The organism is Mucilaginibacter sp. L196 (genome assembly GCF_009765905.1).
GTDB lineage: Bacteria > Bacteroidota > Bacteroidia > Sphingobacteriales > Sphingobacteriaceae > Mucilaginibacter.
Window position 1 is genome coordinate 681,594 of the sequence record NZ_LMUO01000015.1, and the last position, 15,696, is coordinate 697,289.

Annotated in this window: 8 protein-coding genes; 5 read left to right on the forward strand and 3 right to left on the reverse strand. The window is 41.0% G+C overall.

The features are described 5' to 3' along the window. Positions 1-171: 171 nt before the first annotated feature. The 3 genes from GSQ74_RS13895 to GSQ74_RS13905 form a co-directional block, all read right to left on the reverse strand. Entirely contained in the window at positions 172-3,366 is a 3,195-nt protein-coding gene (locus GSQ74_RS13895; protein WP_158994264.1) for an amidohydrolase family protein, read from the reverse strand. 319 nt (positions 3,367-3,685) lie between these two features. Further along, a complete protein-coding gene (locus tag GSQ74_RS13900; protein WP_158994266.1) occupies positions 3,686-5,800 on the reverse strand; it encodes a hybrid sensor histidine kinase/response regulator in 2,115 nt (704 codons plus the stop codon). A gap of 380 nt (positions 5,801-6,180) precedes the next feature. Then, the gene (locus GSQ74_RS13905; protein ID WP_158994268.1) at positions 6,181-8,316 is read right to left on the reverse strand and encodes a hybrid sensor histidine kinase/response regulator; all 2,136 of its coding nucleotides are present in this window, start codon (positions 8,314-8,316) and stop codon (positions 6,181-6,183) included. A 300-nt stretch (positions 8,317-8,616) separates the two neighbouring features. Here GSQ74_RS13905 and GSQ74_RS13910 point away from each other — a divergent pair, with 300 nt between their 5' ends. From GSQ74_RS13910 to GSQ74_RS13930, 5 genes are all read left to right on the forward strand, one after another. Further along, a complete protein-coding gene (locus tag GSQ74_RS13910; protein ID WP_158994270.1) occupies positions 8,617-10,509 on the forward strand; it encodes an ATP-dependent DNA helicase RecQ in 1,893 nt (630 codons plus the stop codon). 557 nt (positions 10,510-11,066) lie between these two features. Beyond that, positions 11,067-11,684: a GIN domain-containing protein gene (locus GSQ74_RS13915; protein WP_158994272.1), complete on the forward strand. Its 618-nt coding sequence runs from the start codon at positions 11,067-11,069 to the stop codon at positions 11,682-11,684. 126 nt (positions 11,685-11,810) lie between these two features. Then, complete coding sequence (locus GSQ74_RS13920; RefSeq protein WP_158994273.1) at positions 11,811-12,533, forward strand: head GIN domain-containing protein; 723 nt, start codon at positions 11,811-11,813, stop codon at positions 12,531-12,533. A gap of 533 nt (positions 12,534-13,066) precedes the next feature. Further along, positions 13,067-14,428 (forward strand): trigger factor, encoded by a 1,362-nt coding sequence (gene tig / locus GSQ74_RS13925; protein WP_158994275.1) that lies wholly within the window; start codon positions 13,067-13,069, stop codon positions 14,426-14,428. Positions 14,429-14,963: 535 nt separating this feature from the next. Next, the gene (locus tag GSQ74_RS13930; protein WP_158994277.1) at positions 14,964-15,686 is read left to right on the forward strand and encodes an ATP-dependent Clp protease proteolytic subunit; all 723 of its coding nucleotides are present in this window, start codon (positions 14,964-14,966) and stop codon (positions 15,684-15,686) included. Positions 15,687-15,696 lie beyond the last annotated feature (10 nt).

Here is a 15,696-nt window from a genome sequence, read left to right on the forward strand (position 1 = left end):
AGGTGGTAAACTGCTGTACAGATTCTTCGCTGTGCTCAGAATGACATTTTTTTTTCGTAACGAAAAGTATATAAACTCATTTCATGTCATTGCGAGGTAGGAAGCAATCGCGAACTTTGCATGAATGCTTTTCTACGTGCGATTGCTTCGTTCCTCGCAATGGCAAATGGACTAATCCCCATCCTCTGTACCGTACAAATACGTTTCCGTATTATCAACAGGCAGGCTTATCATATCGCCGCGACCCATTTGCCACCAGAAGTGCAGGCGTGGTTTTTCACGGTTGCCTATTTCATTCATCGAGTCGGAGTCGTACAGGCGGCCGTTAACCATTACATATTTAATTTTATCGGTGTTTCGGATATCGTCTAGCGGGTTGTCATCCATCACGATCAGGTCGGCTAGTTTGCCGGGTTCTAGGGAGCCTATCTCTTTGTCCATCCCTAAATAAGATGCGCCGTTGATGGTCGCGCAGCGCAAAACATCCATTGGCGCCATACCGCCCTGGGCCAGCATCCACATTTCCCAATGTGCGCCTAAGCCTTGTAGCTGACCGTGTGAGCCTAGATTCACCCTTGTGCCACCATCGGCAATTTGCTTAACATATTTTGATATTTCGATATGCCCATAATCGCCATATTCGGAGGTCATCCTGCGTCGGGAGCGGGCATCAACAATATATTGAGGAACAAAATTTAATAAATGCTCATCCTTCCAAACCTCGGTGCGATCGTACCAGAAATTCTCGCCAAACTGCGTGCCGTAGCTAACAATAAGCGTTGGCGTATAGCCAGATTTGCTGGCATTCCAAAACGAAATAACATCTTTATAAACAGGCCAAACAGGTATATTATGCTCGATGCCGGTATGGCCATCCAGTATCATGTTCATATTGGTGAAGAATGTTGAACCACCCTCCGGTACTACTTCCATTTGCAATTCGCGGGCGGCGGCAATAATTTCCTGGCGCTGCTCACGGCGGGGCTGGTTATAGCTTTTTACAGAGAATGCGCCCACGGCTTTTAAGCGACGCAGATTTGATCGGGCATCATCCAAACTATTAATTACCGCTTTAAAATCCCCATCGGCACCATAAAGAATTGTACCGGTGGAATAGACACGAGGGCCAACCATATTGCCAGCCTTCAGCATTTCGGATTGACTAAATACCATCTCGGTATTAGTAGATGGGTCATGAGCAGTGGTTACCCCGTAGGAAAGGTTGGCATAATAGTTCCAATCCTGTTGCGGAGATACGCCATCAACACTGGGATGTAAATGCGCATGCACATCAACAATACCCGGCATAATGGTTTTGCCTGTCGCGTCAAATACTTTGGCGTCAGCCGGTACAGGTACATTGGCAGCTTTACCAATGGCTACAATTTTATTATGATCGATGATAATATTCCCCTGCTCTATCACTTCGTTATCATCTTTCATGGTGATGATACGGGCGTTGGTGAAGGCTATTTTGCCATCAGGTACATCGGTTTTCAATTTCAGGCCGATGTCAATCCCTGTAGTATCGCCGCTGGCAACGGTTTTGGTATAATAGCGTGGGCCGAGTGTCCACATTAGTTTTTGGCTATCCTTGCTCCATTGTATGTAAGTGCCTGCATCGCGGGTAAGCTTGGTTAGCGGGATAGCTTTGTTTGCCGCTGAAAGATCCTGCGGGTTACCGGTGCTTACCATTGGTGTAATGTAACAGTTAAACAGCTCGGTAAAAGCCATCCATTTACCATCAGGGCTCGGGTTAAACTGAGTGGCATAGGTAGATGTATAAAGCGTACGCTGATTAGCGCCGGTAATATCCATCACACGAAATGTTTTTTTATCACCATCGGTGCTTTGATAATAAATTTTGGAATCGTCGGTAGAAAACTGCGGGTTGATGCCGTTATTGATGATCAATTGCGGGACTCCGCCAGTTATCGGCATCACATAAATGCCTGGGTTCTCGCCGAAGGCAAAACCTAGAACCTCATTACCTTCGCCTTTGCGGAAGATTATTTTATCGCCTTTATTGGAGATTTTTGGTGTGTAGTAAAAACCTTTGTCGGTTGTTAAGCGGGTAGCGGTTTTGGTAGCGATGTTGTAGATATTAACCGAACCTTTTAATTCATCGCTCCAATCTATATATACGATTGATTTGCCATCGGGACTAAAATCGGGCGAATACTCAAAATCGTTGGTAGTAGTGATACGGGTGGGTACGCCATTAGGTAATGTTTTTAGGTAGATATAACCAGCCGCATTAAACGCAACCTGTTTACCATCGGGCGAAGTGGTTAGTTCGCGGATCATTTTAACGGTAAACTCATCCTGAAAAACCTTTTGCTGATAATGCAGCGCTTCGGTTATGTTTTGGGTTGATGTAACCTCGAAGGGGATAGGTGTGGTATTTAAGACGTTGACGTCCAGATTCCAGATCTTACCTTTAGCATAAAAAATCAGGTTTTTACTATCCGGGGTCCATGCGAAATTAGGGTATACACCAAATATGGCCCAGGTTTCCTGCTGATCGTGCGACAGGTCATCGTATACCGGCCATTCTTCGCCGGTTTCCAGGTTATGCAGGAATATTACCGATTTTAAACGGACACGCTTTACAAAAGCCATCAGTTTACCATCCGGTGATATTTGCGGGCGGCAGGCACCACCTGTGCCGCTGGATACAGTATTGATGTCCCCTGTTTCGCGGTTCAATCTTTTTATGGCGTAGATGCCTTTGTTCGGGTCTTTATTGTATTGAAAGTTTGGGCCGGGGGTAACATCCTCGCTCCAATAAATATATTTGCCATCTGGCGACGCGGTGGGTTCACCCGCATCCTGCTCGTCGTTTTTGCGTTTGGTTAATTGTATGCCATCGCCACCGGCTTTGTTGTATAGCCAAAGTTCGCCTGCACCTAAGGAGCGGGTGTTGGTAAAGTGTTTGCGAGCCACCAGGTTTTGCCCGTCGGGTGTCCAAACAGCATTGTTCAGTAGTCTGAAAGTTTCTTTGGTAACGGAGTGTTTATCACCACCGTCGGCATTCATTACCCAAATATTGTCGCCACCCTCTTTATCGCTGGTATAGGATATTTGCTTGCCATCCGGACTAAAGCGAGGCTGTATTTCCCATGCCTTACCGCCTGCCAGCAAAGTTGCTTTACCACCTGTTACCGGCATGCTATAAATATCGCCCAGTAAATCAAAAACAATTGTTTTACCATCGGGGCTAACATCCAGATCCATCCAGGTACCCTCGTTAAGTGTAAGGGTTACTTTTTTTGATGGGCCGGGAGGCGTTTCTACATTCCATTTCTGGGCATGGGCCACAGTTCCAGTTAACAAAACAATTAGGGAGAGGCAGATAAACTTCATTATTTTACAATGTTTGCTGTGCGAAGTTAAAACTATTGATGTAAATAGATAGTTTTGGGATTGTCACAATTGTTTGGGGGAGTTGGAATTAGTTGATTGGGCGGAGAAAAATAAATTGTCATTGCGAGGAACGAAGCAATCGCGAACCATGTAAGGTGGCTTTTCTCCGTGCGATTGCCACACCATTGCAACGACGATAAATATCCGTGACATCAAACTCTTCATCTTGCCATTGCGAGGAACGAAGCAATCGCGAACTTTGCAAGGCGGCTTTTCTCCGTGCGATTGCTTCGTTCCTCGCAATGACATGGTAACCCAATCAATCCAAGTTTAATACGGCGGTTACCTGGTTTAATAAATCCTTTTCATTAAAAGGTTTACTAATAATGCCGTCGAAACCCATTTTTAGCATGCTTTCCTTATCTGCTGTCATGTTTGCACCGCTAATAACAATTACCGGGATCCTGTTTGACGACCCATTTAGGGGTTTTACCTTGTCTAATAAGATTTGTCCATCCATTTCGAGTATCTGAAGGTCGGTTAGTACTACACTTATTTCATTTTTTGAAATGATATCAAGTGCTTCAGTTCCATTGGCTGCCTGGTGAAATATAATGTTCCATTTCTCTGTTATTCTTTTCAAAAACAGCAGGTTTAGTGGGTTATCGTCTATCGCGAGTATGCTTTTGCCGTTTACTAACGATGTTGTTTGATTCTTATCCTTTTTAATAACAGTACCGCTGGCGGCTTTTGGATAAGGTATGAAAAACGTAAATATAGCGCCGGCGCCGGGATTGCTTTTTACGTTTATTCTGCCCCCCTGCAGCTTGACTAATTGTTTGCAAATAAATAAGCCAAGGCCAGTGCCCAATTGCCCTTTTGCTGAGTTGGTTTGATAATATTTTGAAAACAGGTTAGCCTGTTGCTCCTGACTAATACCATGGCCGGTATCTATCACCTCTACACGTAAACCATCATCTTTACCATATGCTTTTACTGTAATGCTACCTTCGCTGGTATATTTTATGGCGTTACTTACCAGGTTTATTACAATTTGCTTAAGCCTGAAACTATCGCCCATCAGCACCATATCTTTATCGCCCGTAAAGACATATTCAAGTGACAGTTTCTTTCTTATAGCACTAAACATCATGCTTTCCACCACTTTTTTTAGGGTATAGTCGGGGTTAAAAGGCTCACTGTTAATCTTTAGTTCGCTGCTTTCCATTTTTGCAGCATCAAGCGTATCGGTTAATGTGCGTAGCATCATATCCGATGACAGCTTTATTGATTCCAGCATATCCACCTGTTTGGGCGACATGTTTTGCTTGCTGAATATATACAGGAAACCGCTTATGGCCGTAAGCGGATTACGGATCTCGTGACTCATGTGGTGCAATAGTTCCATTTTTTGCTCTGCCATACTAACTGAACGTTCAATCTCATTTCGCAGTCCAAGTTCTGAATTGCCGAGCTGTACAATAAATACAATTAATAACGCGGCAAACATCAATACCAGGAATAGCGCTACCAAATACAGCGTATTTAATAGTGAGGTGCTTTCCTGATATGATTTTATGGCCGTACTTTTAAAATCATCGGCCATTTTGTAATTAATTTCTTTTAGCTCGTTAATGATGCCATCTAAAGCATTAATAATACTGGTATTAAGTATAATAAGCTGCCTTTGGGCGCCAAGCAGCTTTATATTCTGCAGTTGTAGCTGCTGTAGTTGTTTATTGTAGGCGATGATTTTCTGTTTAACTATTTTTCGGGTAGTTAGGCTCGTTTCCTTGCTGTTTCTATAATGGTTTATTTCGATAATGCCTTGCGGATTTGCTTGTTTATTACTGATAGCTTCTTTTAACCTCACAAGCAAGCCTTTTTTCTGAATGGCTTTTTTAACGGTATCTGAACTTACCTTTACATCCTTTTTATCCTTTTTAAAATTGTTGCTTAGCACGTGGGTGTTTACAACAGTAGGTACGCTGAAACCTGAATAAGTAGTTAATAAAGAATCAAAACCATGCCTTAGCAAAAGCAATCTGTTTGATAATGCCAGTTTTTCACCGTACCAATATTTTATTTTACCTCTTTGATGTAAATTTAAATTATCGGTGTCTGTTTGTGTTTTTAGTATGGTATCAATTTTACCAAAAGCAAGGGATAATTCGGTTTTATACTCGGCTTTTAAACTTGTATCGCTGCTAATTAGCGATTCTTGAAAATCATTATCAGCTTTATGCAGTATTACCAGTGCTTTTTCGGGTTGGGATTGATCGCTGTTAACGGTGTTTGTCAGTTTGGTGATAACATCAAGTTTGCTGGTTATAGAGCTACGAACAAAAATGGCAACTACTGATAGAATGATGATAAAAGTAAGGAGGGCAATAAGGATCTTTCTGGCAAGAGGTCGTGTATACGTTACTTTCATAAATTGTTCAGGGCAACAAGATCAGTGGGGTTCAAGTACCGAAATTGTTTGTACCTCGGAAATCTCTCACAAAAAAATTATTGTAAAGATATAAATAACAGTTTAAATGTAATAGGAATATTACGTTCCTGACATTGGCATTATTTAATTAATATGGGTACTTGGCCCGGCTATTTATTTAATAATAAATGATGAAACTAAATATTGGCCTGCTTTGTAAAGCGGTGATTGGGTGTAGAGAAATTGTCTGAACTCGAATTTAGGGAATTTGTTGAATGTTTAGAATTCAGGTAATTCTTTAATTCTAAAAATTCAGGTTCAGACAATTTTACCTTCACAATAACGATAGTTTAACCTATTGAACTCAATCAACCCAATATTTATACGCCGTCCGTCGCTTTGGTTTTAGTTAATACGGCAGTTACCTGGTTTAATAAATCTGTTTCATTAAAAGGTTTGCTAATTATACCATCGAAACCCAATTTTAGCATGCTTTCCTTATCTGCTATCATATTTGCGCCGCTAATAACAATTACCGGGATCCTGTTTGATGACTCATTTAGGGTTTTTATTTTGCCTAATAACATTCGTCCATCCATTTCAGGCATCTGAAGGTCGGTTAATACAACACTTATTTCATTTTTTGAAAGAATGTCAAGTGCTTCCATTCCACTGGCTGCCTGGTAAAATATAATGTTCCATTTCTCTGTTATTCTTTTTAAGAACAGCAGGTTTAGCGGGTTATCGTCTACCGCGAGTATGCTTTTGCCGTTTACCAACGATGTGGTTTGATTCTTCTCCGGCTTAATAACAGTGCCGCTGGCCGCTTTTGGGTAAGGTATGGAAAAAGTAAATACAGAACCGGCACCCGGGTTGCTTTTTACGTTTATTTTGCCTCCCTGCAGCTTAACTAATTGTTTACAAATAAATAAGCCAAGGCCGGTGCCTATTTGCCCTTTTGCTGAGTTGGTTTGATAATACTTTGAAAATAGGTTAACTTGTTGTTCCTGACTAATACCGTGGCCGGTATCTATCACTTCTACACGCAAACCATCATCGTTACCATATGCTTTTACTGTAATGCTGCCTTCGCTGGTGTATTTTATGGCGTTACTTACTAAGTTTATTACAATTTGTTTAAGCCTGAGACTATCGCCCATCAGCACCATGTCTTTATCGCCCGTATAAACATACTCAAGTGACAGTTTCTTTCTTATGGCGCTAAATATCATACTTTCCACCACCTTTTTTAGGGTATAGTCGGGGTTAAAAGGCTCGCTGTTAATTTTTAGTTCGCTGCTTTCCATTTTTGCAGCATCAAGCGTGTCGGTTAATGTGCGTAGCATCATATCTGATGACAGCTTTATCGATTCCAGCATATCCACTTGTTTTGGTGACATATTTTGCTTGCTGAAGATGTACAGAAAACCACTTATGGCCGTAAGCGGATTGCGGATCTCGTGGCTCATATGGTGTAATAATTCCATTTTTTGCTCTGCCATGCTAACCGAATGTTCAATCTCTTTGCGCAATCCAAGTTCTGAATTGTCGAGCTGTACAATAAATACAATTAATAAGGCGGCAAACACCAACACCAGAAATAGCGCTACTAAATACAACGTATTTAATAATGAGGTGCTTTCCTGATATGATTTTATAGCCGTACTTTTAAACTCATCGGCCATTTTGTAATTAATATCTTTTAGCTCGTTAATAATACCATCCAAATCATTAATAATACTGGTATTAAGTACAATAAGCAGCCTTTGGGCGCCAAGCAGCTTTATGTTTTGCTGTTCTAGTTGCTGTAGCTTTTTATTGGAGGTGATGATGTTATTCTGCTCAACTATTTTTTGGGTATTTAAGCTCGTTTCCTTAATGTTCCTGTTATGGTTTATTTCGGCAATGCTTTGAGTATTTGCTTGTTTATTATCTATGGCTTCCTTTAATCGTTTAAACAAGCCTTTTTTCTGGGCGACTTTTTTAACGGTATCTGAATTTACTTTTACCTCCTGTTTGCCTTTATTAGAGTGGTTGCTTAGCACGTGGGTGTTTACAACAGTAGGTACGCTGAAGCCTGAATAAATAGTTAATAAAGAATCAAAACTATGCCTTAGCAAAAGCAATCTGTTTGATAACGCCAGCTTTTTACTGTACCAGGATCTTATATTGGCTCTTTGGTGTGAATTTAAATTATTGGTGTCTGTTTGTGTTTTTAGTAAGGTATCAATTTTGCCAAAAGCAAGAGATAATTCGGTTTTGTAATCGGTTTTTAAGCTTATATCGGAACTGATTAGTGATTCCTGAAAATCATTGTCAGCTTTATGCAGCATAACCAGGGCTTGTTCGGGTTGGGACTGATCGCCGTTATCGGTGGTTGCCAGTTTGGTAATAGCATCAAGTTTGTTGGTTATAGAGCTACGCACAAATAAGGCGACTACTGACAGGATGATGATAAAAGCAAGAAGGGTAATAAGAATCTTTCTGGCAAGTGGGCGGGTATAGGTTGCTTTCATAAATTGTTAGGGGCAGCAGGATCAGTTGAGTTAAAGTACCGAAATTATTTGTGTATCGAATATCTCTTGCAAAAATTTGCTGCGAAGCTATTAACAATAGTTTAAACATAATAGGAATATATTATCCCTAACATTGGCATTATTTCATTGACATAGGTATAAGGTTATCTTAATTTTTTTGACCGGGATATTTAATAATAATGATGGTAACCCAATATTGGCCTGCTTTGTAAGCCGAAGTGAAAACATTTATTGATAAGGCTAATTATTAATAAAAGCATTTTGATAGTTTTGGTACAAATGACCATTCAGCAAATCCTCAAACAGTATTGGAACCACAATGCCTTCCGGCCGATGCAGGAGGAGATCATACAATCTGTTTTGCTGGGGCATGATGTTTTAGCGCTATTGCCAACGGGTGGGGGTAAATCTATTTGTTTCCAGATACCGGCATTGGCTAAGGAGGGGATATGTATCGTAGTATCGCCGTTGATCGCTTTGATCAAAGACCAGGTGGAGAGTTTGAAGGCTAAGGGTATTAACGCGGTTTCCATCGTGTCGGGCATGAGTAAGCGGGAGATTGACATTGCTTTGGATAATTGCATTTACGGCGAGGTGAAGTTTTTGTACTTATCGCCGGAGCGTTTGCTGTCGGAGTTGGTGCAGGAACGCATCAAATATATGAAGGTGAACTTGATAGCGGTTGATGAGGCGCATTGTATATCGCAATGGGGTTATGATTTTCGGCCACCGTATTTGCATATCGGCGATCTGCGGGGTTTGCATCCGGATGTACCGGTACTGGCACTTACGGCCACAGCCACCGCCGAGGTGAGAGTTGATATTCAGGAGAAATTAAGATTTAAGAATGCCCGTGTTTTCCAAAAGAGCTTTGAGCGGAAGAATATCAGTTACGTGGTTTTGCAGGAGGAAAATAAGCTTAAGAAGCTACTGGATATTCCGAATGGCGTAAAAGGGACGGGTATAGTATATGTACGCAGCCGGAAGGAAACGGTTGAGATAGCTAAATTTTATAACGATAACGGCATCCGCGCGGATTACTACCATGCGGGTTTACCCATGCCAGAGCGATCTGCCCGGCAGGAGAACTGGGTAAATAACCGTACCCGGATTATTGTAGCTACCAATGCCTTCGGGATGGGGATTGATAAGGCTGATGTGCGCTTTGTGATCCATAAGGATATGCCGGAGAGTTTGGAGGCTTATTACCAGGAGGCTGGTCGCGGGGGGCGGGATGAGCATAAGGCCTACGCTATATTATTATATACCGAAGCTGACAAGCAAAAAGAACTGCGTAAGCTGGAGTTTAATTTCCCTACGGTGGATGAGATCAAAATGGTTTACCATAGCCTGGCTAATTATTACCAGCTGGCTTATGAAGCCGGTGAGGGGATAAGCTTCGATTTGGATATAGCGGCGTTTTGCAGCAAATACAGCCTCGACCCAGTAAAAACCTTGAATGCTTTGAAGTTTTTGGAGCAGGATGAATACCTGGCATTTAATGAGAGTGTGTTTTTGCCATCGCGGTTTATGTTTAGGGTGTTTAATGAGCAGTTGTATAATTTCCAGATACAAAATGCGGGCTGGGACCCATTTATAAAAACTTTGCTACGCTCATATGGGGGGGCGTTTGAGAATTATGTTCGCCTGCGTGAGTTTGATTTAGCCCGGCGCAGCAATATGAGCACCCAGCAGGTGATTGATGCTTTAAAGCAACTACAGGAAATGAAGATATTGAATTACCTGCCGCAAACGGATCACCCGCAGGTTACTTATCTTAAACCAAGGCAGCAGGCCAACGCCTTATATATTAATAAGCATTTGATTGAGCAGCGCAAGGAAACTTATCGCCGCAAAATTGAGGCTGTTTTTGCTTATGCGCTACATCGTCGTTGCCGCAGCCAAATGTTGCTGGCGTATTTTGATGAGGATAATGCGCCTAAATGTGGTATCTGTGATATTTGTTTAGAAGAAAAACGCCAGGTTAATGTTGATGAAATTGGCGATGTGATTACTAATGAGATTGTGGAGTTGTTGAGTGTTGGTCCGCTGGATATTGGTGGGTTGGTTACTTCGATTAAGAGCGGGGTGGAGAAGGAACGGATGGAGACGATTCGGCTTTTGCTTGATGCGGGGAAAGTTAAAACGGATGGCGAAGTTTATTATTTGTAAGGCGTGCTTGCTTGTTGAGTCGCTTTGTGTCGCTCATTGCCGCGACAGGCTACAGTTATTCACTTATTGTTTGTTTTTGATTGGTGTGAATGATTGCTCCGCAATTTTGTCTTGAAACAAAAGAAGCAAAAATTCAAGTTAACCCGAATGCTTCTTTGCCGCACAAGCCTTGCCCTGCAAAACGAGCAGAACCTGGGCTGGAATCTTTTACTCCATGCTTCGCCGCTCAATCCTATGCTTCAGTAAAAGTTCCTATGCCCTGCAACCGCGCAGGCCAACATTGTTCTGCCCGTTTTCGGCTGAAGCTGCCGGGTTGACGTTCTGAAAAAATGTAATGCTTCTTGGCCATAATTGCTATGTAAGCATCAAATATTGATTCCTGGCTCTTGATTCTTAAATCTTTTTCTCCTCTTTCACCGATGAAAATTTGGGGTTTACCGACATATTGATGTCATACGTCTATTAGGCCGTAATTTGCTGTAACGTAATTGGTTCGGGGTCGTCTTATGGTTGTAATTAATGAAATACAAACAATTGACAATCAAAATCATAAAAAAATGAAAACCTCACTAATCACCATCGCAGCTATCGCAGTTTTAGCTCTTGGTACAGTAAATTTAAGTAATGCAGCAACAACAACAACAATTAATAACAATGCCGCAGTAGTTTTAAACAATGTTAGCAAAATAAACAAAATCGAAATCCACGGAAACGTTCAGGTATTTGTAAGCGACGGCACCAGCGACCAGGTTAAAGTTTACAACAAGTACTATTCAGAAAATGCCCTGGTACAAAATGAAAACGGCGTGTTACGCATATCATCATATACTAAAGATAAATTGGTAGTTTGGGTTACCGCTAATGATTTACGCTCAATCAGTGTTTATGATAATGCCGAAGTAAAATCTTTCGGTAAATTATCAGAGATCAACCTTGATGTAAACCTTTATAACACTTCAACTGCTACATTGGATCTGGATTCATATAGCGCAAGCATCAACGTAAATGATCATGCTAAAGCAAACTTAAGCGGCAACCTTGACAATTGCGACCTGCAATACTCTGCACAAACTACAGTTAACCAAAGCACGCTTCAGGCTGTACACATCAATAATGTAAAACAAATTGTAAAACCGGTTCAACATAATAGTGTTGACGAGCTGGCTACTTTGTAACCAATACTTTTGCAAAAGTTCAATCATATATCAGAGCTATGCCCTACGGGGAATAGCTTTTTTTATTTTTAATGAAATCTGAATAGTATATTAGTTGTCTAAACTCAAAAACCTATAAACACTGTTATGAAAAAAGCATATGTATCTGCCCTGTTAATTTTTGCCGGCTTCGGCATGGCATCGTTATCATCCTGTGATGTGGATTGTATACAGGGATCGGGTCACCAGGTGACTGAAACCCGTAAAGTGGTTGATTTTAAAAAGATCGATATTTCGGGCGCGTTTAAAGTTTATCTCAAACAGGATAGCTCGTTAACGGTAACTATTACTGCCGACGATAATATCATCCAACATATAAAGACACCGGTAAAAGGCGATGAATTGTACATCAAAAATAAAAGGGGCGCTTGTAACGCAGGCGAAACGGTTGTAACCATTGGTGTACATAACCTTGACGAGATCAGTGCTTCAGGTAGTAACGAGGTGTCTTCTAACGGCACATTGGTTACTAAGGATTTGGCTATTGGTATGTCGGGCGATAGCAAGATTACACTTAACCTTAATGCGGCTAATGTGACTACCGAAGGCAGCGGGTCGTCTGAGTTGTATTTAACCGGTCAGGCCAGCTCACATAAAATTGATTTCAGCGGTGATGGTAAGCTTTCGGCTTTTGGGTTCATAGTGGGTGATTATGATATTGAAACGTCAGGATCAAGCGACTGCGAGGTGAATGTATTGCACAATTTACACGTAAGCACCAGCGGATCATCGGATATTAAGTATAAGGGTAACCCATCGAATGTTACTAATGATAAGTCCGGGTCTTCGGATTTGGAGAAGGTGAATTAAGGGGATTTTCATTTCTCTTCTATTGTCATTCTGAGGAACGAAGAATCTGTAAAGTAGTTTACATGTGTACAGATTCTTCGCTATGCTCAGAATGACAAATCTTTTTTTACACTACTACAATGCTTCGTACCTCGCAATGACATAGTGGAGACAGAAGTTCGTGTTAAGGATTGCAGCGGATACCGGCCTCGCGCTTAAGGCCTGCAGGCGTATGAGTGGAAAGCCTGACCGAAGGGTACGCCCAAAGACTTTTCGGTCGTTTACTCACCCGGTCTTGCTGCGCTCGCCCACCCTCTCTATCGCTGTGCGACAAAGAGGGATGGAACCTAAAGATGAAATAGAAAAACACATGAAATTTTGATTCCCTCTTTCCGCCGAAGGCGTAGAGAGGGTGGGCGAGCGCAGCAAGACCGGGTGAGTAATTTACCTTTTTAATTTTTTTTAATACCTTTGCGCCTCTAAAAATGTTTGTTGGCATTGCTATTGATATTAAGCTACAAACGATTTAAAAATAAATTTATCCGCAAAAAAAGATGAATATTTCACAGGAAAAAATTGATAACCTGAATGCGATCTTAAAGATCAACCTTAACCCTGACGATTACCAGCCACGTGTTGAGAAGGCTATAAAAGAACAAGCTAAAAAAGCTAAAATAGCGGGTTTCCGCCCGGGTATGGTGCCGACTTCGCATATCAAAAGAATGTACGGAAAAAGCATTTTGGTTGATGAAATCAACACTTTGCTATCAGATACCCTGAATAAATATATAGAAGAAGAGAAATTAGAGGTATTAGGTCAGCCTTTGCCTAAAGTTGACGAGCGTAAAGAATACAACTGGGATTTTGCCGATAACTTTGAGTTTAACTACGAAGTTGGTTTGGCGCCTGAGTTTAATATCGAGTTTACATCTAAAGATAAATTAACGCAATATGTGATTAAAGTTGATGAAGAAACATTGGCATCACGTATCAAAAATATCCGCAGAAGCTATGGCAAAATGACAAATCCTGACGTATCGGCAGATGATGATGTGCTTTATTCAGAATTAGTGCAGCTTTCTCCGGATGGTTCTGTTTTTGAGGATGGGATAAGTAATACAACATCTGTTAGATTAGACCAGATCCAAAATGATAAGATTAAAAAATCATTGATCGGCCTTAAAAAAGATGACGTAGTAACGCTGGATATTCAGAAAGCTTATAACAACGACGCGACCCGTATCGCGGCCATTTTAAAAGTTGATGAAGATGTGGCAGCTGATTTAAAATCGAACTTCCAGTTAACGGTAAAAAACATTAACCGTTTAGAAGAAGGTGATTTGAACCAGGAGTTCTTTGACAAATTATTTGGTGAAGGTACCGTAACAACTGAAGCAGAATTCAGAGCTAAAATAACTGAAGAGTTAGAAAGCATGATGCAGCAGGACGCTGAGCGCCAATTGCAGGATGAAATTTATCATTACAGCTTAAACAAAGTTGAGTTTAACTTGCCTGATGAATTTTTGAAACGCTGGTTAAAAGCTACCAACGAGAAGTTGAGCGACGAAGAATTGCAAGGTGGCTACAATGATTTCGCGAAGAACCTTAAATGGACTTTGATCGAAAACAAGATCATGAAAGAAAACAGCGTTGAAATTAAATACGACGAAGTTTTCGCTTTAGCAAAACAGCGTTTAGCACAACAATTCCAAATGTACAGCCCGCAGCCTATTGCTGAAGAGCAATTAGCGCAATACACTGTACAATATTTGCAAAGCAAAGAAAACGCGAACAAAATATTTGAAGAGCTAAAGGCCCTTAAAACATTTGATTACATAAAAAGCGTTGTTACTTTAGAAAATAAAGATATTGCCATTACTGATTTTAACAAATTAGTAGCTGAGCATAAACACTAGTTTTTTAGTATCAAGTATCAAGTAGCAAAAAATTGCATGCTTGATGGTCACCAAAAGCAACTTTAACAGTTGCTTTTGGTGTTTTATAATCCTTTGTCATTCTAAGCGTTTTTGTCATGCTGAGGGACGAAGTATCTATCCGCTATCTGCAAGCGGTGAGCCTATCGATAGATTCTTCACTGCGTTCAGAATGACAAAGTTGACTGGTAAAAAGAATTGTCATGCTGAGGAACGAAGCATCTATCCGCTGATCTGCAAGCGGTGAATCTATCGATAGATTCTTCACTCCGTTCAGAATGACAAATGGGAATTATAAAATATGTCATTGCGAGGAACGAAGCAATCGCACGGAGGCAAGGCGGTCATGCAAAGTTCGCGATTGCTTCGTTCCTCGCAATGACATGCCGGGTATGCGGTACATCAAATCCAAATAAATTTACTTTTTGCAAACTTTGTGTTGTAAAAACTATTGAAGTAAAAACTATATTTAGGGCGGTTAAACCCTGCCGATACATTAAAACAAAAAACAAATAACATGGATACTATTGATAAAAATGAATTCCGGAAATATGCGGTTAAACATCACCGCATTAACAGTATATATGTAGATAAATATATTGCTAACGTTGACCGTAGCCGCATGCCAAGTGGTATTGCTACTACCGGTATGACGCCTTACATTATTGAGGAGCGCCCTTTAAATATTTCGCAGTTAGACGTGTTTTCGCGCCTGATGATGGACCGTATTATATTTTTAGGTGATGCTATTTATGATAATATCGCAAACATTATACAAGCTCAGTTGCTATTCCTTCAGTCGGCGGATAGTAAACGCGACATCCAGATTTATATTAACTCTCCGGGTGGTTCAGTTTATGCTGGTTTAGGTATTTATGATACAATGCAGTTCATATCAAATGATGTGGCAACTATCTGCACAGGTATGGCGGCATCAATGGGCGCAGTGCTATTATGTGCAGGTGCAGAAGGTAAACGTGCGGCATTACCACACGCAAGGGTAATGATTCACCAACCGTCAGGCGGTGCGCAGGGTACACAATCGGATATTGAGATCTCGTATCATGAAATTACTAAGCTTAAAAAGGAATTATATCAGATAATAGCTGACCACAGCGGTACATCATACGAAAAAGTATGGGATGCATCAGACCGTGACCATTGGATGATTGCTGAAGAAGCAAAAGAATTTGGTATGGTAGATGAGATTTTACGCGGTAACAGTACTAAGGCTAAGTAATATTAGTTAT

Bases quoted from the DNA above. Each gene is read 5' to 3' on its own strand.
- GSQ74_RS13915 (WP_158994272.1), top strand. From the start codon at position 11,067: ATGAAAACCTCACTAATCACCATCGCAGCTATCGCAGTTTTAGCTCTT.
- GSQ74_RS13920 (WP_158994273.1), top strand. From the start codon at position 11,811: ATGAAAAAAGCATATGTATCTGCCCTGTTAATTTTTGCCGGCTTCGGC.
- GSQ74_RS13905 (WP_158994268.1), bottom strand. From the start codon at position 8,316: ATGAAAGCAACCTATACCCGCCCACTTGCCAGAAAGATTCTTATTACC.
- GSQ74_RS13930 (WP_158994277.1), top strand. From the start codon at position 14,964: ATGGATACTATTGATAAAAATGAATTCCGGAAATATGCGGTTAAACAT.
- tig (WP_158994275.1), top strand. From the start codon at position 13,067: ATGAATATTTCACAGGAAAAAATTGATAACCTGAATGCGATCTTAAAG.
- GSQ74_RS13910 (WP_158994270.1), top strand. From the start codon at position 8,617: ATGACCATTCAGCAAATCCTCAAACAGTATTGGAACCACAATGCCTTC.
- GSQ74_RS13900 (WP_158994266.1), bottom strand. From the start codon at position 5,800: ATGAAAGTAACGTATACACGACCTCTTGCCAGAAAGATCCTTATTGCC.
- GSQ74_RS13895 (WP_158994264.1), bottom strand. From the start codon at position 3,366: ATGAAGTTTATCTGCCTCTCCCTAATTGTTTTGTTAACTGGAACTGTG.